The sequence below is a fragment of the Corynebacterium sp. HMSC06G04 genome, from assembly GCF_001807365.1.
GTDB classification, from domain to species: domain Bacteria; phylum Actinomycetota; class Actinomycetes; order Mycobacteriales; family Mycobacteriaceae; genus Corynebacterium; species Corynebacterium simulans.
The window spans coordinates 15,582-34,361 of the sequence record NZ_KV788618.1; the positions used below are offsets into that span (position 1 = coordinate 15,582).

Consider the following 18,780-nt stretch of genomic DNA (forward strand, 5'->3'; position numbering starts at 1 on the left):
AGTCTGACCGTGTCGCACGAGTATGACGAGTACATCGCTAGCCACGCAGAGCCTGTGAAGGCTATTAACTGGAACACCGTTCCAGACGATAAAGATTCCGAGGTCTGGGACCGCCTTACCGGCAACTTCTGGTTGCCAGAGAAGGTGCCTGTTTCCAACGACTTGCAGTCTTGGAAGACCTTGACCGAGCACGAGCAGCAGACCACCATGCGTGTCTTCGCGGGTCTTACCCTCCTCGACACCATTCAGGGCACCGTTGGTGCTGTCTCTTTGCTGCCGGATGCAAAGACTCCGCACGAGGAAGCCGTCTACACCAACATCGCTTTCATGGAGTCCGTTCACGCGAAGTCCTACTCAAACATCTTTATGACGCTGGCTTCTACTCCGATGATCAACGATGCATTCCGCTGGTCGGAGGAAAACGAGAATCTTCAGCGCAAGGCAAAGATCGTCATGTCCTACTACAAGGGCGCCGATCCGCTGAAGAAGAAGGTCGCCTCCACTTTGCTTGAGTCCTTCCTCTTCTACTCCGGCTTCTATCTGCCGATGTACTTCTCTTCCCGCGCTAAGCTCACCAACACCGCGGACATCATCCGCCTGATTATCCGCGATGAAGCAGTTCACGGCTACTACATCGGCTACAAGTTCCAGAATGGCTACAACGAGCTTTCTGAAGCGGAGCAGGCAGAAATTAAGGAATACACTTTCGATCTTCTCTACGATCTCTACGACAACGAGATTGACTACACCGAAGATCTTTACGACGAGCTCGGTTGGACCGAAGACGTCAAGCGCTTCCTGCGATACAACGCCAACAAGGCGCTGAACAACCTTGGCTTTGAGGGGCTGTTCCCGGCAGACGAGACCCGGGTTTCCCCGGCCATCTTGTCTTCGTTGTCTCCGAACGCGGACGAGAACCATGACTTCTTCTCTGGCTCTGGTTCCTCTTACGTCATTGGTAAGGCAGAAGACACCACCGATGAGGACTGGGACTTCTAACTCGCCCCGCCTTTTTACCTGGCTCCCTTGAGTCGCATGTTTAACAGTGTCTCTTGAGCGTTGGGAGCCACGCGCACTTCCAAGGATTAATCAATCTTCCGGTTGATTACCTTAGGGGGTGCGTTTCGTCGTTTTAACGCCAGGCAACCGCAAAAACTTGTGGCGAGAATCACGCGGAAGCGCAATGGTTTTGGGGCAGGTTTTCGGCCGGCGGCCGTCGTGCTGGGAATTTTCGAAAAATACTGCCTAAAAACGGGGTTAACTAGCTTCTATGGCCATTGGGGAAAGCTGGAAATTTCACAGCGAAGTCCCCTAATATAAGTCGAGTAAACCTAGGTGTTGTGGCGCTAGGTCCTATTTTTGGGCTTTGGCGTGAACGACACTTGTTCTTCAGGAGGAAATTAATGACCGCTGTGGCGCCAAGGCTCGACGATTACGTCGCGCCAACTCGTCCGGAGCCTACTGGCAATGCCAAGACCGGCTCTAAGGCTTGGGTAATGCTCACCACCACCGACCACAAGCAGCTGGGCATCATGTACTTGATTATGTCCTTCAGCTTCTTCTTCCTCGGTGGCTTCATGGCCCTGTTGATTCGTGCTGAGCTTTTCAGCCCGGGTCTGCAGTTCCTGTCCAACGAGCAGTTCAACCAGCTGTTCACCATGCACGGCACTGTGATGCTGCTGCTGTTCGCAACTCCCGTTGTGTGGGGTTTCGGTAACTACATCCTGCCGCTGCAGATTGGCGCGCCGGACGTTGCCTTCCCACGTCTGAACGCATTTGGCTTCTGGATCACCCTGACTGGCGGCATCGTTATGCTGCTGGGCTTTGTCACCCCGGGCGGTGCAGCTGACTTCGGCTGGACCATGTACGTCCCGCTTGCCGACGCCGTCCACACCCCAGGCATCGGTGCCGACATGTGGATTGTCGGTGTTGGCGCTACCGGTGTTGGCACCATTGCTTCCGCAGTCAACATGATCACCACCATCCTCACCCTGCGTGCGCCTGGCATGACCATGTTCCGCCTGCCGGTATTCACCTGGTGTATCTTCACTGCTTCCGTCATCGTTCTGATGATCTTCCCGCTGCTGACCTCTGCAGCACTGGGCATCCTGTATGACCGCAAGCTCGGCGGCCACATCTACGACTCCGCTAACGGCGGCGCCATCCTGTGGCAGCACCTCTTCTGGTTCTTCGGCCACCCTGAGGTTTACGTCCTGGCACTTCCGTTCTTCGGCGTTATCTCCGAGGTCGTTCCGGTCTTCTCCCGTAAGCCAGTCTTTGGCTACATCGGCCTGGTGTTCGCGGTTCTGGCCATCGGCTCCCTGTCCATGGCTGTGTGGGCGCACCACATGTTCGTTACCGGCGCTATCCTGCTGCCGTTCTTCTCCTTCATGACCTTCCTCATCGCGGTTCCGACCGGCGTTAAGTTCTTCAACTGGGTAGGCACCATGTGGAAGGGCCACATCACCTGGGATACCCCGATGATCTTCGCTATGGGCTTCATGTCCACCTTCCTCTTCGGCGGTATGACCGGCGTTATGCTCGCTTCCCCGGCACTGGACTTCCACCTTGCTGAGTCCTACTTCCTGATTGCGCACTTCCACTACACCCTGTTCGGTACGGTTGTGTTCTCCGCGTTCGCAGGTCTGTACTTCTGGTTCCCGAAGATGACCGGCCGCATGCTCGACGAGCGCCTCGGCAAGATTCACTTCTGGCTGACCTTCATCGGCTTCCACGGCACCTTCCTTATCCAGCACTGGGTGGGCAACATGGGTATGCCACGTCGTTACGCTGACTACCTCGAGTCTGATGGCTTCACCGTCTACAACCAGATCTCCACGATCTTCTCCTTCGTTCTCGGCGCATCCGTTATCCCGCTGGTTTGGAACGTCTTCAAGTCCTGGCGCTACGGCGAGATCGTTACCGTTGATGACCCTTGGGGCTACGGTAACTCCCTCGAGTGGGCTACCTCCTGCCCGCCGCCGCGCCACAACTTCGTTTCCCTGCCGCGTATCCGCTCTGAGCGTCCTGCCTTCGAGCTGCACTACCCGCACATGGTTAAGCGCATGCGCGAGGAAGCACACGTCGGCCACCACTAGAGCTTTTAGCACCGACTGTTAAGCACTAGAGCTAGCCGCTTTACTCCTGACAACCGCCTCCCCAACTGCACTGGCAATGGGGGAGGCGGTTTTGTGCGTTCAAGGCACTATCCAAGTCGAATGTTTGGCGATTACTCCCATTTCCATCGATTCGCGTGGGATACTAACCGAGTGGATTATCAAGCTGACAACGTAAAGGATCCCGCGTGTGATACCTTCGCGGTGATTACGACTTCCGGTCCCGATAAGCCTGGCGTATCGGCGGCATTCTTCCGAGTGCTCTCTTCGCATAGCGCGGAGCTTGTCGATGTCGAGCAAGCCATCTTTTCGGGCCGCATCTCGCTTTCGGCCTATGTCCGTCTTGCTGGCGAAAGATTGCCGCAACTGGAACACGGCCTGCGCAATACGTTGAGTATCTATAGCCAACAGGTGACTCTATCTGTAGAAGAGGCAGAGTCCGGCTCCCGCCCGCGTTCGACTCACTCGGTGGTGATTCTGGGGGAGCAGCTATCAGCCCAGACTATGTCATCACTTGCTCAGTGCCTGGCAAACTTCGATGCGAATATCGATCGTATTCGCGGGTTGTCGACTTCCCCGCTTTTAGGATTCGAACTATTCATTACCTTGGAAGGCTCTGCCGATCCAGTCCGTGCAGCTTTGGCGCAGTTGTCGAAGGAGCTTGGCGTTGACATCGCGATCGAGAGAGCAGGCCTGCAGCGTAGGGCAAAGCGCCTCGTGTGCTTCGATTGCGATTCCACGCTTATCACAGGAGAGGTCATCGAAATGTTGGCCGCTCACGCAGGCAAAGAAGCAGAAGTCGCTGCAGTAACCGAAAGGGCAATGCGGGGCGAGCTCGATTTTGAGCAGTCTCTTCGTGAGCGTGTAGCTACTTTGGCTGGCTTGGACGTGGAAGTAGTCGACGAAGTTGCTCAGCAGTTGGAGCTTACCCCAGGAGCGCGGACAACCGTGCGAACCCTAAAGCGGATGGGATATCGCACTGCTGTAGTCTCCGGCGGATTTATCCAAGTGCTGGAAACCCTCGCCAAGGAACTGGAGCTTGACTATGTGCGCGCTAATACCCTGGAGATCGTCGACGGGAAGCTCACCGGCCGTGTTATCGGCAAGGTCGTTGACCGAAAGGCGAAGGAAGAGTTCCTTCGCGAGTTCGCCGCGGACTCGGGTCTCCTGATGAGCCAAACAGTCGCAGTTGGGGATGGCGCTAATGACATCGATATGATCACTGCTGCGGGCCTTGGAATCGCGTTCAATGCGAAACCTGCGCTTAAAGAAGTCGCTGATGCTTCCGTCAATCATCCGTATATGGACGAAATTCTCCAGATTCTTGGGGTGCCCGCAGAGGAGATTGCAATTGACTAGCTTTGATGTTGCGCATGCACGTCTGGTGAGCGCCATGGACTCGCGCAACTGGCGTGACGACCCAGAAGATCCTGCAAAGCCAGAAACCGTTCAAGCAATGCAGATTGCGTTGCATATCCCGAAGCAGCCCGTTCCGAGCCGTACTGAGGTGCTGGAAGCCGCCGCCCAGGCAGTGGTAGCGGTTTGCCTCGATGAGCGCGCCGGCGAGGATGGTGCCTTTTCAGCAGCGCTCGCGCAATGGTACGGACACCGCATCCGCAAGGTCGCACGCCGCGCGCGGAACAAAGCATGGAGCGATGTCCAACAGCTACCTGGCGTTACCGTTAGCGATCGTGCTCGTGCTTTTGTGCCTTCTGCGGTCGCTGATGTTGAACCGGCCATCCGGAAACTACAGATCGGTCACACCGACTTAGAGCGGGACGAACCAGGCCCAGCATTACCGGATACGCCGGTTATTTACGTCGATGGTTCGCTAGGAATGTCGGTCGGTAAAGCAGCGGCCCAGGTGGGGCATGGGTCGATGATGCTTGCGGCGACAATGAGCCTCGACGAGGCGCAGGCGTGGGCTGAGCGCGACTTCGCGCTTTCAGTACGCGAGGTAAGCCACGCCGACTTCCAAGAAGCCTGCGCGCACCCTAATGCCGTTGTCATTCGCGACGCCGGCTTTACTGAGGTCGCCCCTGACTCTGCTACTGTGTGCGCGCTGCCACGAGCCGTTTAAGGGCTTCTTTTACAGTCCCGGAATTGGTTGTTGTCCAAAAACGCGGCATGGATGCTTTCAGGAATCCGCCGTAGCGTTTGGTTTCGAGGCGGTTATCCAAGACTGCGACGACGCCGCGGTCATTGATCGAGCGCAATAACCGCCCAGCTCCCTGTGCCATGAGCAGTGCCGCATGAGTTGCAGATACCTCCATGAACCCACTGCGCCCTGCTGCCTGCGCGGCCTCGGTACGCGCTTGCATGAGGGGATTATCGGGGCGGGGGAAGGGGATGCGGTCAATCAGCACGAGCGAGCAGGAAGGCCCCGGCACGTCGACGCCCTGCCAGAGCGTGAGCGTACCGAAGAGGCAAGAATTTTCGTTCTTGCTGAATTTATCGACAAGCGCTCCAATTGAGTCTTCACCTTGGACATAAATATCGAAAGGGAGCTTGGCTTTGAGTTCCTGTGCCGCCTGCTCTGCAGCGCGTCGCGAGGAGAATAACCCGAGGGTCCGGCCGCCTGCGGCCATGATGAGCTCACGCATTTCCTCGAGTGTCTCTGGAGCAAGCCCATCGCGGCCAGGCTGCGGCAAGTGCTTGGCCACGTAAAGGATTCCCTTCTTCGCAGGATCAAAAGGCGTGCCCGCATCGAGGGAATCCCACGTTCCCTTCGGCATGCCCCATTGCGCGGCCATGGCATCGAAGCGGCCACCTAGCGCGAGGGTCGCCGAGGTAAGCACAACAGTTTGCTCACCGAAGAGTTTCTCGTGCAGCATTCCGGCGATGGATAAGGGAGCTACAGCCAACGCATCGATCATCGAACGCTCATCGCGCTCTACCCACACCACGTCCTCCTGCGCGGAAGGATCACCGGTGGCGAAGACATCCAGAATACGGGCAACTGCCTCAGACATAGTGACCAAGTGATTGGCCAAGTTCTGGCGTTCGGCGAAGGTTTCTGGATCATTCGCCTGCTCACCTTCAGGCGCGCGAGCGATGGCTTCTTTGCAATCACGCAGGGTATCGCCCAAAGAGGTCAACTGTTGCTTGGCATTGTCCGGCATATCGATCCAGCGGCCGGGCGGAAACTCGCCCAGAAGCATCACGAATTCATCGGCCATCTGCGAAAGCCTTTGGTCTTTGCCTTGCGCACCAAGTGATTTGGCGCGGTTAGCCGCCATCTTGATTGCACGACCGGTGATTTCCGCAGTAGACACCGAGGTGATACGCCCATCGAGTTCGTGGGCCTCATCGATGATTACAACTTCGTGCTCGGGGAGAATATTGATATCCGATACCGCATCGATGGCAAGCAGGGCGTGGTTCGTCACCACGATGTTGACATCCGCTGCTTTTCGCCGCGCCGCCTCAGCAAAGCATTCCTCACCGTGCGGGCAACGCGATGCGCCGAGGCATTCGGCAGAAGTGACAGAAACTTGGCGCCAAGCTAAGTCGGGGACGCCAGGGTCAAGATCGTCGCGGTCACCCGATTCGGTCTCATCCGCCCACTCATAGATGCGCTGAATATGCCGACCCATTCGGGAGACTTCTTGTTCTTCCATCAGGGCTTCTTCCGCCGCCAATTCCTCGGCTCGCGCCACCTTGTTCATACAGAGGTAGTTGGAACGGCCCTTCATGATTGCGAATGTGGGCTCAACTTCCATTACTGCTTTCAGAGCGTCGACCAATCGCGGAAGGTCACGCTCAACAAGCTGACGCTGCAGCGCCAAGGTAGCAGTTGAGACGATGACGGTGTGCCCGGAGTTCTGCGCATGTCTGATCGCCGGAACTAGATAAGCCAGCGACTTGCCCGTACCTGTGCCAGCCTGTACGGCAAGATGGCGCTCTGACTCGAGCGCGCGCGTGACTGCATTTGCCATCTTCATCTGGCCATCACGCCGCGCGCCGCCGAGCGCTTCGACGGCAGTATCGAGGAGCAGTTCCGTGGTTTGATTCAAAGGCTGGTCGCTCACTCGACACAGTCTAGCTACTTGCCACACTAAGTAAGAACCATGAGGCTTAGCCAACGGCAGCAATGCCGGAGCAATGCTGAAGGCATGCCGAATTGGCCTTTCGAGCTGTGCTTGAAAGGCTAGGGCTAAGCTCGAAAGGCTAGGGCTAATCAACTCGGCACGCGATGGGTTCAGCGAAAGGCGGGATGAACATAACGCCTTGTTTAGTTCGCCGATAAGTAGCATGTTCTGCTTTCAGGCCGTTGTGGTAACGACACAAGGGCAATAGGTTTCCGGCATTTGTTTCGCCTCCCGACTTCCAAGGGGTGATGTGGTCAACCTGGCAGTCTGTGCCGGGAATCGTACATCCGGGATGCGCGCATTGTGGAAATGTCGAAAGCACCATGTCCCTTGTTTCGCATTGGCAAAACGCTGCATACGGTACTGATTAACTGGCCCGTGCCGCGGATGAACGAGGGTTGCAAGCCCATGCTGGGCTAAGCGTTCAGCGACAAAATCGGTGCCGTTGCGCACCGTACCGTCGGTTGCTCTCAGCTGTATTTCTTCGCCAGCGCCTTGTGCGATTTGGGTGAGTTCGTCGAGCGTAATGATGACGTTGGCTACACGCGCTGGGGCAGGAGCGACGTCGTTAAGCGAGGCCTCACCCCGTCCTAATTTTTCGAAGCCTCTTAGGATTGCCGACTCACTAGGGGTAACGGAATCGCTAAGGCCGGTGATCCGCTGGAGAGCATCCTTCAGCCAAGGTTTGTCGGTGGTAATGGCCAGCCGCATCCATCCGTTCGCGCCGTGGGAAAAGCTGGCGCGTGGTTTCCGCGGTGGCTTCTTGATGAGTTTGCGGGCGGTGGCGTCGATAAGGTGCTCCGGTGTGGCACAAAGGCGAGCGCGTATCTGCCAGGAGTTGCGTACCTTCGCTAGTTTGCCCTCGATCTTCTCTAGAACGCGCAGGCTATGGCCTTGGGACTGAGCATTTGCGCGGGCTGCGGCCTGGAGGCGTGTGGCATGAGTCTTTCCGTAATAAACCTCGGCGAGGCGCACGGCCATGGTTGCATCGACACGGCTTACACCCATGCGCGTGAGAGCGCGGACGTCTAGACCAGCGATGGGCTCAAGGCTGGTGACGTCGAGCCGCAACGCTGCGATAAGCGGTGGGTGCGTGGTTGTCATAGCCCTGACAGTAGGGGCTGCCAGGAAGACAAAACAAGAGGCATTTTTCTGCCTGTGGATAACTCGCGGCTGGTCTAGTCTGGTGCCTAGCCGCCCGGTCAGCTTCGTTTATTCGTCAACAAAGTTATCCACAGCTGTGCTACGTTCATTGCAGTTTTCGCAACTCAGCTGTGGCTTTGCCAGCGGTATTAGGAGTGCTCGGGAAATCCCACCAGGCGGGTTGGAACTGCCGGCTCATCACGAGTAAGCGCAAGGCCTTCCCACGGCAGGGTGGTAATCGCTTGGGCACGATATTCGCGGGCCTGGTGCAGGTTGGGCAGTCCCTCGACAATCTCTCCGTCACGCATTAGCGGGACTGTCATCTCGCGGGTGGAAAGAGTGCCAGTGTCAGGATCCGCGGCGTCGAAAGGCAGCACAATCTCCTCGACCGCGACACCTGTGGAGCGGTAGGTGCGCAAAGCACGCTTGGCGCCGCCTTGCGATTGCTTCGAAGAAGAACGCTTTGCCACCGGATGGCCCTCTACCTCAACGACCTTGTAGACCATGCCGGCAGTTGGCGCGCCGGAGCCGGTAACGACGGAGGTGCCCACGCCGTAGACGTCAACCGGATCGCCACGTAGGCCCGCGATGGCGAACTCGTCGAGGTCGGAGGAGACCACAATCTTGGTGTTGTGGTTGCCTAGGTCGTCGAGTTGTTTGCGCACGCGGCGGGTAACTGGGCCGAGATCGCCGGAATCGATACGTACTCCGCCCAACTGCGGACCAGCTACTTTCACTGCGGTTTCGACACCCTTGGTGATGTCATAGGTATCGACCAAGAGGGTGGTATCGACTCCGAGCGTTTCAATCTGGGAGCGAAACGCTGCTTCCTCATTGTGTGAGCCATCCTTGTTGACGTGCGCTAGTGTCCAAGCGTGGGCAGCGGTGCCAGAGACGGGTATGTCGTAGCGGTATCCGGCCTCCAGATTCGAGGTGGCGTTGAAGCCCGCCAGGTAGGCGGCGCGGGCAGCGGTGACTGCGGCATATTCGTGGGTGCGGCGGGAGCCCATTTCAATGATGGGGCGCCCATCTGCAGCGGTAACCATTCGCGAGGCTGCCGACGCCACTGCCGAGTCGGAGTTCATGATTGACAGGATGACGGTCTCTAGGATTAGGCACTCGCCGAAGGTACCCCGAACGGTAAGCAGGGGAGTGTTAGGGAAATAAATCTCGCCCTCGCGGTAGCCGTCGATGTGACCGGAAAAGCGGTAGTTGCGCAGGTACTCTTTGGTCTGCTCATCGAGAAAGTCCATCTGCGCCAGCTGCTGTGCGGTGAACTGGAAATCTCGAACCGCACGTAGCACACGCTCAGTGCCGGCGACCACGCCATAACGCCGCTCATTGGGCAGCCGACGGGCAAAAACTTCGCAGGTCACTTGGCGGTGCGCGGAACCGTCTTTGAGCGCTGCTTGGAGCATAGTCAGCTCGTACTTATCGGTCAGCAGCGCTGTGGAGCGGTCAGGGTCGGAGGGAAAAGTATGTTCGGCGATGTTAGTCACATCGGAAATGGTACCTAGCGGCCAACTTCTTAGCAGCGATTACTCCTTTAATCTTTTAATGCATGTGTAGAAATTTCGATAGGGTAGAAGGCATGAATGCGCACTTTGCTCTACCTGGTGGTTCTGTCCGCCTGGGGTCGCCCATGGCCACTCCGGAATTAGATGAGGCCATCGAGGTCGATGTTGCAACCAGCGAAAACCTCCCTTGGATGTGCATTGTTTGGGACGACCCAGTCAATCTGATGAGCTACGTTTCCTACGTCTTCCAGACGGTTTTGGGCTACGACAAAATGCGCGCAAACGAGCTGATGATGCAGGTCCATACTGAGGGCAAGGCTGCGGTATCGACGGGCGAGCGCGACAAAGTCGAGGCAGACGTAAAGAAGCTGCAGATTGCTGGTCTGTGGGCCACTATGCAGCAGGCAGGCTAGGAAGGCACAGTCAGATGCAGGCTTGGAAAAAGAAGAAGTCGCTGATGCGCGCGGTGCGTTACACCACCATTTTGGAGCCGATGGAGCGCGAGGTTTTAGGTGACCTCACCTCTACCGTCTCTGAGGTGATTATTGCCCGTGCTCAGTCTGCCCCGCAGGATGAGCTTGCGCAGATGCTGGATATGCCAACCGGGCATACGGAGGCGCCGGAAGACCCTTCCTTGGCTCGTCTTTTCCCTGACTTTGAGAAGCCAGGAGATGAGGAATACGAAGGCGATAACTCTCTTCTGCGTTCTTTGCATGAAAACGACATCGCACGCGCAAAGCTGAAGAACCTGCAGGTTATCAACACCGCGCTGGGTCCTACGGGCGGCGTGGAGGTCACTATCAGCGAGGAAGAAGCACATGCCTTCCTTGCGGGTTTGAACGATCTGCGTTTGTTTGTGGCTGCAGGCGATGTCCCGGAGGAATCGATGAGCGAGGACCGCGACATGCTCGTGGAATGGTTGGCTTATTGCCAAGATTCCCTGCTGCAGGTGTTGATGGACTAGATCATGGCGCTTATCTCCATTGGCCATGTCAGCAGGCATGACACTGGCGTCACGGTTTTATATTGCGGCGCCGAAGGTGCGCTCGCGAGCGTCGACGTTCGTGGCGGCGGCCCAGGCACGCGGGAGACGGATCTCCTCGAGCCACACAACACCGTTGAGCGCGTGCATGCCATCACTTTGGCTGGCGGTTCTGCTTTTGGGCTCGCGGCTGCCGACGGCGTGATGAACGAGCTAGCTTCCCAAGGCATCGGTTTCCCTGTGCTGGGTGAGGACAAGCCTGGTCCGCGGGTGCCGATTGTGCCGGCGGCGGTGATTTTCGATCTCCTTGTTGGTGCTGAGCGCCCCACAGCAGCTGATGGAGCGGAGGCGGTGCGGCGCGCTATTGCGGAACATGATGATTCGACGGGCAGCGTAGGCGCTGGTGTGGGCGCTACTGCTGGCAAGCTTCGCGGCGGTTTGGGCTTGACGGAGCAGCAGGTACGCACGCCGATGGGGCAGTTTACGGTTGGTGCCGTGGTGGTAGCGAACCCAGTGGGCAACGTTGTGGACGCAGAGACTGGGCGCCTATTTGGTGCGCCGCATGCCGCGCCTATCGACGTCGCGCGTTTCGGCCAGCTGCAGCACCCCGCGGAGTCCAAGCTCAACACCACGATTGGAGCAGTGTTTTGCGACGCCCCGGTAACCAAGGCTCAAGCCAAGCGCTTGGCCATGGTGGGCCATGACGGTATCGCTCGGGCAGTGCGTCCGGCGCATTCGCCGTTGGACGGGGACACGCTTTTCGCGCTGTCGACTGCCACGGAAAACGGTGGGGTTGATACCGCGACGCAAGCGGCGCTATGCGATGCTGCGGCGGGGGTTGTCGAACAAGCGATAGTCGAGGCAATCGTGAAAGCGGCTCCTGGCCTGGGCTTAGAGGCCTATAGCTCCATGCTGGACTAAAGTTATTGCCATTATGACTTCAGGTGATTCCTCGCGTTCTACCGCTTTGAAAAATCGTGGCGATTCAAAAAATTACACACGCGGCGGACGCATCCGCACAGGCCTGGGGATTGCCGTGGCCTTTTTGGTTGTGGAATGGGCCGTGCAGTTGGTCAACTACGTGCTTTTTAATGGCAACTTGGCCAACTACGGCATCCACCCGCTGGATTTCAACGGTATCTGGGGCATCTTTACGGCGCCGTTGCTGCATGCGAACTTTGAGCATCTCATCGGCAATTCGGTGCCGGGCGCTATCTTTTGCTTCCTCATTGGTCTTTCTGGCCGGAAAGCCTGGTGGGAGGTCACGATCATCACGGTGCTGATTGCCGGCATTGGCACTTGGCTCCTCGGCGGGCCTGGTACCTCGCACATCGGTGCTTCTTCTTTGGTTTATGGCTGGCTGAGCTATCTCATCGTACGTGGCCTGTTTAACCGTTCTTTCGCCCAAACGGCATTGGGCGTATTCCTCGGTTTTGCTTATTCGGGCTTGGTGTGGGGCGTGCTGCCGGTCTATGAGGGAGTCTCGTGGCAAGGGCACCTCTTCGGCGCGATCGGTGGTATCGCTGCGGGTATGATTATCACTTCCGACGACCCAGTGAAGGTGGCGAAGAAGTAAATGGCATCCGCTGCATCCCCGATCGGTATTTTCGATTCCGGCGTGGGCGGACTCACGGTTGCGCGAACGATCATTGAGCAGCTGCCCAACGAGTCCATCATCTACATTGGAGATACTGCGCATTCGCCGTACGGCCCGCGTCCCATCGCTGAGGTGCGCGAGCTATCTACCGCCATTGCAGATGAACTCGTAGAACGCGGCTGCAAGATGATCGTCATCGCTTGCAATACCGCCACGGCGGCCTTCTTGCACGATGCCCGCGAGCGCTATGACATCCCAGTTGTTGAGGTCATCCGCCCGGCAGTCCGACGCGCCATCGCGACTACACGCAATGGCAAAATCGGCGTTATCGGTACTGAGGGCACCGTGAACTCTGGTGCCTATCAAGACCTTTTCGCTGTCAACCCACACATCGAGGCGCATGCGGTGGCGTGTCCGGACTTTGTAGGTTTTGTCGAGCGGGGGATTACTGCCGGCCGCCAGATTCTCGGCGTCGCTGAGGGCTACCTCGCACCGCTGCAGTCCGCGGGTGTCGACACCCTGGTGCTCGGCTGCACGCATTACCCACTGCTGACTGGCGTCATCCAGCTGGCCATGGGCGAATCCGTCACCCTCGTTTCTTCTGCAGAAGAAACAGCCAAGGACGTCATGCGTATCCTTACTGAAACCGACATGCTGGCGCCGGAAGACGCCACTCCGATCCGTAAATTTGAATCGACCGGTGACCCAGAGACCTTTTCACGTTTGGCTTCCCGCTTCTTAGGCCCGCAATTGTGACCTACCGCGCGTGACACGGTTTCACGTCTTTTTCACCCCAATCCCAGCAATCGGGAAGGTTTCGTGGAACTATTGGACACATGAAGCTGACGATTCTTGGCTGTTCCGGCTCCGTCCCAGTCCCGGGAAACGCCGCCTCTGGGTATCTGGTGTCCTTTCCTGATGCGCCATCAATCGTGATGGATATGGGGCCTGGAACTTTGGCGCGCCTGCAAGAAGTCCAAGACCCCTGCGATGCGCATGTCGCATTTAGCCATCTTCACGCCGACCACTGCATGGACTTTCCCTCGTTGATGGTATGGCGTCGCTTCCATCCCACGGCACCTGCGCCTTCGCGTAATTTTTGCCTTGGGCCGTCTTATACGCCACAGCACCTGGGTCGTCTTTCCTCTGACGAAGTCGACGGTGTCGACGATATGTCGGATACCTTCGCCTTTTCCCCGTGGGTAGACCGCGAGCGTCAGCTCATCGATGACGTTTATATGACTCCTTTTAAGGTCATTCACCCAGTAGAGACGTATTCGTTGCGCATGGAGCATGCGAAGACCGGTAAGACCATTACTTACTCCGGCGATACCTGCCCAACCCCCGCGCTTGTCGATGCTGCCCGCGACGTCGACCTCTTCCTCTGCGAGGCCGCATGGGGCGCGACGTCGGAAGGCAAGGCTCCCAACATGCATATGTCGGGCGCGGAGGCTGGCCGCGTGGCGCGGGAGGCGGGCGTTGCTAAACTGGTGCTCGTCCACCTCCAGCCATGGGGCGATAGCTCGGAAACCCTGCGTGCAGCGCAGGCGGAGTTCGACGGCGAGATCGTCTTGGGCGCGCCGGGCATGGAGTTTGAGCTCTAGTACCCTTGGGTGCATGACTGATTTTTCTCGTGCTGATGGTCGCGCGCTAGACCAAATGCGAAGCGTGCGTATTACCCGTAACTTCACCACCAACCCGGCAGGTTCCGTGCTCGTCGAGTTTGGCAACACCCGCGTGATGTGCACCGCCTCCGTGGAGTTTGGCGTGCCGCGCTTTAAGAAGGACTCCGGCGAGGGCTGGTTGACCGCTGAGTACTCGATGTTGCCGGCAGCAACGCACGACCGAATGCCTCGCGAGTCCATGAAGGGCAAAGTCAAGGGCCGTACCCACGAGATTTCCCGCTTGGTCGGGCGCTCTCTGCGTGCTGCCGTGGACCTTTCCGAGCTGGGCGAGAACACCATCCAGCTCGACTGCGACGTTCTGCAGGCAGACGGCGGTACCCGCACGGCTTCGATTACCGGTGCGTACGTGGCCTTGGCAGATGCTATCGAGTACCTGAAGTCCGAGGGCGTCGTGCCGGGCGAGCCGCTGCTGGACCCAATCGCCGCGGTATCCGTGGGCATCATCGATGGCGAGATTTGCCTCGACCTGCCTTATGAAGAAGATTCCCGCGCGGAGGTCGACCTGAACGTGGTGATGCAGGAAGGCGGCGACTTCGTGGAGATTCAGGGCACCGGCGAACACGGCTTGTTCGGCCGCGCTGAGCTGAACTCCATGCTGGATGTGGCACAGAAGGGCTGCACCGAGCTGATTGCTGCGCAGAAGGCTGCTTTGGGATGGTAAAGCTTCTCGTCGCATCGAATAATAAGAAGAAACTTGGCGAGCTCGAACGCATCCTCGCAGACGCGGGAATCGAAGGCGTCGAGCTGCTACCACTTTCCGCTGTGCCGGCGTATGACGAACCGGTGGAGGACGGACGCACGTTTGCCGATAACGCACTGATTAAAGCCCGTGCTGGCGTTGCCAATACTGGTATCGCCACGATTGCGGATGACTCGGGTATCGCCGTCGAAGAGCTCAATGGAATGCCGGGCGTGCTCTCCGCGCGCTGGTCTGGCCAGCACGGCGATGACCAAGCCAACAACGAGCTGCTTCTCGCACAGATGGCTGATGTTCCCGACGAACGCCGCCAAGCCGCCTTTGTCTCCGTGTGCGCATTGGTCACGCCAGACGGCGCGGAACACGTGGCTGAGGGCCGGTGGCCAGGAATGCTGCTGCGCGCACCAAAGGGCGAGAATGGCTTCGGCTATGACCCGCTTTTCCAGCCGGAGGGCGAGCAGCGCTCCTCGGCGCAAATGAGCCCGGAGGAAAAGAACGCGGTTTCCCACCGCGGGCGTGCGCTGGCGCAGCTTACTAGCGCCATCGCCAAGCTGGCGTAGCTTTACCCCGGATACACTTAAGGCCCAGCAGATGCTGGGCCTTTTCTAGCTTAAAGCTGGAATTGCTCGGTGACTTCGCGGCGTCGCTTGTATTCCATCCAGAAGGATAGGAAAGGCACAACGCCGGCTAGGGCAGTAGTGATGAGCTTGCCTGCCGGCCACAGCGCACGCGGGCCGAGGATGAGAATCGAAAGCAAGTAAATCATGTAAGCCACGCCGTGGGCCTGGGCAATGTAGAGGCCCCAGTGCGGAATCTCCACGCCGACGATGTACTCGAGAACCATGCGCGCAACCAAGAGAAGTAGGAAGATACCGGTCACGGTTGCGGCGATGGAAAAGAACTTGAGTGGGCCGCGGATGCGGGCCTTACGGTCTGGGTGGATTTGGTTAGTCATGGCCCTACTTTCTAATTCTGGTCGTCGCCACGCCTGCGGCGCTGTTGGTTTAAGGCGTTAAAGGTTTCTACGTCCATCTGTGGGCGCTGCGGCAAGAAGTCCTCATCGATCTTAGTGACTTCGCCTTGCTCGGACTTTGCTTGGTGCTGGTAGTCCGTGACACCCATTTCGGCGGCTTCGTTCTCTGCCTCGATGCGCTCATTTTCATAACCTAGGGCGGTCTTATACGCATAAACCACAAAGACAGCGAAGAGTGGCCATTGGAAGGCATAGCCTAAATTTTGGAAGGTGCCGGAGCCGGAGCGGAAGCGCGTCCACTGCCAGTAGGCGAGCAATAAAAAGAGCACCACGAAAAACGCGATGAGGACGATATGCCACCATCGCACTTTCAGCTTCTGCCGCTTTGGCGCTTTGTTATTACTCACCCGTAACAGCCTACTCAACACAAACAAAAAACTGGATTCGGGTGCGCCAGTTTTAGCGTGGGCGTAGAAAACATGTAAACTACTTTCGTTGCAAGCGCCCGTGGCGGAATTGGCAGACGCGCTAGATTTAGGTTCTAGTGTCTTATGACGTGAGAGTTCAAGTCTCTCCGGGCGCACGCTTAGCCTCCGTGTCACACGGAGGCTTTTTGCCGTTCAGGGCTTATTTCTTGGCGCCATGAACATTTCACGTGAAGGTAATACTTTCGCAACCTAAGTTTCTTAGGCTCTTGAGGTCCCCTCGGAATCTCATACGGAGAAAATTCATGGTCCTCTCGCATCGTAAAATCGGCATTCTTGTTATCTCTTCGCTGTGCGCAAGCAGCCTCGTTGCCCCACATGCGCTGGCGCAGTCTGCTTCGGAAGGCTCACGCTTTACACTCGGCGTGCTTCCCGATACGCAGTTCTACTCTCGCTATTCCACCCCTGAGACTGGCAACCTCGCGCAGGAGCGCTACGGAAGTGAGCCTTATCGGGCGCAAACCGAATGGCTTGCGGAAAACAAAGACGCCCTAAATATGCAGTTTGCTACTCACTTGGGCGATGTCGTGGACCAGTCTGATGTGGAAGGGGAGTGGAAGGTCGCCGACGAGGCGATGCGTACGCTCGACCAGTCGGATCTTAACTACTCCATCCTTCCTGGCAATCACGACCTGACCGGCGATGCTTCCTACCAGCCTTTCAACCAGTGGTTTGGGGCTGACCGCGCCAAGGAGGCCAACTCGACGTTCCAGGAACGCTTCACTGGGGTCGATTCTGATTCCGAGTACCACATTTTTGAAGCCGAAGGCCAAGAGTATTTGGTCTTGGCCCTTGCATGGCGCGCCAACAACGAGGTGCTGGATTGGGCGCAGCAGGCTATCGATGAACACCCTGACCTTCCGGTAATCCTGACTACCCATGAGGTCTTGAACATTGATGGCTCCGGTGAGGTTTTCTATTCAGACGATTATGGCAAGCACTTGTGGGACGATTTCATCAGTAAAAACGACCAGATTTTCCTCACCATGGGTGGTCATCACCATGGCGCAGGCTACCGAGTGGACAAGAACGACTACGGACACGATGTTGTAGCTATCTTGCAGGATTATCAGATGGCCTATCAGGGCGGAAACGGCCTTTTGGGCGTCCTTGAGTTTGATCTCACCGGCAACGAACTCGAGATGGCAGCGCTTTCGCCATGGGTCGCGCAGAAGCCCCAGGAAGAACTCACGCAATTCGATGAGCTGATTTTGGAGGGCAAGGGCGATAGTTACAAGATTCCGTTCAATTTCGCGGAACGCTTCGCTGATTTTGACCCGCAGTTCCAGGTCGGTGATGAAAACAATGGCGATTTGGCGCAGGAGGCGCGCGATATCGTGTCTGCCGGTTATCGGCCATACGAAATTAAGGCCGATGAGCTTCCGCAGGGTCCGGATGACTTTGTGAAAAATGACAACACTGTCTTCCATTGGCGTCCAGGTGAGGCAAAGGACAAGGAAGGTGCAGCGCTTAACGACGGCGCACCTGCCGGCGCTGGCACCATCATTCCGGATATTGCGGGTGAGGGTGACTTGCATCGTGAAGGCGGCGTCGTTGGCGCAGACCGGGTGACGTATAGCTCGGACCATCACCCATTGTCGTCGGATAGCGGCTCGCTTTATTGGGCTGACCCGGCCGGCAAACCTACGACTGCGGAGTTTAAGTCGGCCAAGGATGCAGCTATTAATCGCTTTGATTCCGATTCGGGCTATACCTTTGAGTCTTTTGTGAAGCTGCCGGAGGACTTTGATGGCGAAAAGCATGGCTGGGGCAGTGCGATTTCGCGGGATTCGCAGATTTCCAAGTTAGTACCGGGCTCGACGGATACTGATCCCACCGTGATGTTCGGTGTGTCGAACTTGCGGGAGTTGCGCTGGTGGGCAGAGCCGGAAGAAGGAAGCGGCTCGACTGTGTGGTCGCACGAGGTGCCGAAGGACGAGTGGATGCACATTGCTGTGGTCAACGACCCAGAAAAGGACACCGTGGAGATGTTCATCAACGGTGCGCCGATTTTGCGTAATGCCAAGGGAGCGGAGGGGCTGTTGCCGCGTGACCTGCAGTGGGTAATGGGCGCAGGCCGCGGAGAAGGCCACCCACAAGACCCGTGGTACGGCTGGATCGGCGAGACCCGTCTGAGCAGCGGCGTGCTGGATAAGGAACAGTGGCTAACTGCTCGGGATCATGATGCTGATGCATCTGCCAACGGATCGGCTTCGGGATCGGCATCTGGGTCTTCCACTGGCTCTGCGGCGGGCCTGTCGAGCGGGGCGTCGAGTAGCGGCGGCGTCCTAGCCGCGGTGGTGGTGGGCCTTTTGGCGGTAGTCGGTGGAGGCTTTGCGCTGGCGAATTTCTTGAGCCGAACATTGGGAATTCCGCTGCCACGGTTGCCTTTCTAAAGCTTGCGAAAATCGCGATCGGAAGTGGAAACAATCGGGCGCAGAATGTGATTTTGTGCCCGATTTATCCTGTTGCTGAAGTAAATAAACACAATGTG

19 protein-coding genes and 1 tRNA gene are annotated in these 18,780 nt (G+C 57.5%); 14 read left to right on the top strand and 6 right to left on the bottom strand.

What is annotated here, in order from left to right:
* The first annotated feature begins 9 nt into the window (after positions 1 to 9).
* The 4 genes from nrdF to HMPREF3158_RS07950 all read left to right on the top strand — a co-directional run bounded on the left by nrdF (position 10) and on the right by HMPREF3158_RS07950 (position 5,196).
* Complete coding sequence (gene nrdF, locus HMPREF3158_RS07935) at positions 10 to 999, top strand: class 1b ribonucleoside-diphosphate reductase subunit beta (protein ID WP_061924418.1); 990 nt, start codon at positions 10 to 12, stop codon at positions 997 to 999.
* Positions 1,000 to 1,403: 404 nt separating this feature from the next.
* The gene (gene ctaD, locus HMPREF3158_RS07940) at positions 1,404 to 3,098 is read left to right on the top strand and encodes an aa3-type cytochrome oxidase subunit I (RefSeq protein ID WP_062037405.1); all 1,695 of its coding nucleotides are present in this window, start codon (positions 1,404 to 1,406) and stop codon (positions 3,096 to 3,098) included.
* A gap of 171 nt (positions 3,099 to 3,269) precedes the next feature.
* Positions 3,270 to 4,475, top strand: coding sequence for a phosphoserine phosphatase SerB (gene serB / locus HMPREF3158_RS07945; RefSeq protein ID WP_062039360.1), 1,206 nt, complete (start codon positions 3,270 to 3,272; stop codon positions 4,473 to 4,475).
* A 34-nt stretch (positions 4,476 to 4,509) separates the two neighbouring features.
* Positions 4,510 to 5,196, top strand: coding sequence for a peptidyl-tRNA hydrolase (locus HMPREF3158_RS07950; RefSeq protein ID WP_062039357.1), 687 nt, complete (start codon positions 4,510 to 4,512; stop codon positions 5,194 to 5,196).
* Here the strand turns inward: HMPREF3158_RS07950 and HMPREF3158_RS07955 are convergent.
* From HMPREF3158_RS07955 to HMPREF3158_RS07965, 4 genes are all read right to left on the bottom strand, one after another.
* Positions 5,165 to 7,147, bottom strand: coding sequence for an ATP-dependent DNA helicase (locus tag HMPREF3158_RS07955; RefSeq protein ID WP_371326203.1), 1,983 nt, complete (start codon positions 7,145 to 7,147; stop codon positions 5,165 to 5,167). The two genes, HMPREF3158_RS07950 and HMPREF3158_RS07955, sit on opposite strands and share 32 nt — an antisense overlap.
* Before the next feature lie 145 nt (positions 7,148 to 7,292).
* Positions 7,293 to 7,457 (bottom strand): HNH endonuclease signature motif containing protein, encoded by a 165-nt coding sequence (locus HMPREF3158_RS13395; protein ID WP_371326205.1) that lies wholly within the window; start codon positions 7,455 to 7,457, stop codon positions 7,293 to 7,295.
* A complete protein-coding gene (locus tag HMPREF3158_RS13190) occupies positions 7,382 to 8,311 on the bottom strand; it encodes a hypothetical protein (protein ID WP_070498000.1) in 930 nt (309 codons plus the stop codon). Before HMPREF3158_RS13190 ends, HMPREF3158_RS13395 begins: the two co-directional genes overlap by 76 nt.
* A 188-nt stretch (positions 8,312 to 8,499) precedes the next feature.
* Positions 8,500 to 9,840, bottom strand: coding sequence for a nicotinate phosphoribosyltransferase (locus HMPREF3158_RS07965; protein ID WP_141741031.1), 1,341 nt, complete (start codon positions 9,838 to 9,840; stop codon positions 8,500 to 8,502).
* 101 nt (positions 9,841 to 9,941) lie between these two features.
* Between HMPREF3158_RS07965 and clpS the strand changes: the two genes are divergently transcribed.
* The 8 genes from clpS to rdgB all read left to right on the top strand — a co-directional run bounded on the left by clpS (position 9,942) and on the right by rdgB (position 15,388).
* Complete coding sequence (clpS, locus tag HMPREF3158_RS07970) at positions 9,942 to 10,280, top strand: ATP-dependent Clp protease adapter ClpS (RefSeq protein WP_201057369.1); 339 nt, start codon at positions 9,942 to 9,944, stop codon at positions 10,278 to 10,280.
* 14 nt (positions 10,281 to 10,294) lie between these two features.
* Complete coding sequence (locus HMPREF3158_RS07975; protein ID WP_070498003.1) at positions 10,295 to 10,831, top strand: DUF2017 domain-containing protein; 537 nt, start codon at positions 10,295 to 10,297, stop codon at positions 10,829 to 10,831.
* 3 nt (positions 10,832 to 10,834) lie between these two features.
* Entirely contained in the window at positions 10,835 to 11,770 is a 936-nt protein-coding gene (locus tag HMPREF3158_RS07980; RefSeq protein WP_201057371.1) for a P1 family peptidase, read from the top strand.
* 13 nt (positions 11,771 to 11,783) lie between these two features.
* Positions 11,784 to 12,425, top strand: coding sequence for a rhomboid family intramembrane serine protease (locus tag HMPREF3158_RS07985; RefSeq protein ID WP_062037420.1), 642 nt, complete (start codon positions 11,784 to 11,786; stop codon positions 12,423 to 12,425).
* On the top strand, positions 12,426 to 13,202 hold the full coding sequence (gene murI / locus HMPREF3158_RS07990) for a glutamate racemase (RefSeq protein ID WP_062037423.1): 777 nt from the start codon (positions 12,426 to 12,428) through the stop codon (positions 13,200 to 13,202). It begins immediately after the preceding gene.
* Between the two features lie 80 nt (positions 13,203 to 13,282).
* The gene (locus HMPREF3158_RS07995) at positions 13,283 to 14,050 is read left to right on the top strand and encodes an MBL fold metallo-hydrolase (RefSeq protein WP_070498005.1); all 768 of its coding nucleotides are present in this window, start codon (positions 13,283 to 13,285) and stop codon (positions 14,048 to 14,050) included.
* Between the two features lie 13 nt (positions 14,051 to 14,063).
* Positions 14,064 to 14,792: a ribonuclease PH gene (rph, locus tag HMPREF3158_RS08000; protein ID WP_061924392.1), complete on the top strand. Its 729-nt coding sequence runs from the start codon at positions 14,064 to 14,066 to the stop codon at positions 14,790 to 14,792.
* A complete protein-coding gene (rdgB, locus tag HMPREF3158_RS08005) occupies positions 14,786 to 15,388 on the top strand; it encodes an RdgB/HAM1 family non-canonical purine NTP pyrophosphatase (protein WP_062037428.1) in 603 nt (200 codons plus the stop codon). The genes rph and rdgB overlap by 7 nt, the downstream gene beginning before the upstream one ends.
* A 50-nt stretch (positions 15,389 to 15,438) precedes the next feature.
* Here rdgB and HMPREF3158_RS08010 read toward each other — a convergent pair whose 3' ends face one another.
* Both HMPREF3158_RS08010 and HMPREF3158_RS08015 read right to left on the bottom strand, forming a co-directional pair.
* Positions 15,439 to 15,783: a DUF3817 domain-containing protein gene (locus tag HMPREF3158_RS08010; protein WP_062037431.1), complete on the bottom strand. Its 345-nt coding sequence runs from the start codon at positions 15,781 to 15,783 to the stop codon at positions 15,439 to 15,441.
* Positions 15,784 to 15,794: 11 nt separating this feature from the next.
* Positions 15,795 to 16,208 carry a hypothetical protein gene (locus tag HMPREF3158_RS08015; RefSeq protein ID WP_061924384.1) on the bottom strand — a complete coding sequence of 138 codons (414 nt, stop codon included), beginning with the start codon at positions 16,206 to 16,208 and terminating at the stop codon, positions 15,795 to 15,797.
* 94 nt (positions 16,209 to 16,302) lie between these two features.
* On the opposite strand from HMPREF3158_RS08015, the gene HMPREF3158_RS08020 reads away from it, so the two are divergent.
* Together HMPREF3158_RS08020 and HMPREF3158_RS08025 are read left to right on the top strand one after the other, a co-directional pair.
* Positions 16,303 to 16,384, top strand: a tRNA-Leu gene (locus HMPREF3158_RS08020).
* A 147-nt stretch (positions 16,385 to 16,531) separates the two neighbouring features.
* Positions 16,532 to 18,682: a LamG-like jellyroll fold domain-containing protein gene (locus HMPREF3158_RS08025; RefSeq protein ID WP_062037434.1), complete on the top strand. Its 2,151-nt coding sequence runs from the start codon at positions 16,532 to 16,534 to the stop codon at positions 18,680 to 18,682.
* Positions 18,683 to 18,780 lie beyond the last annotated feature (98 nt).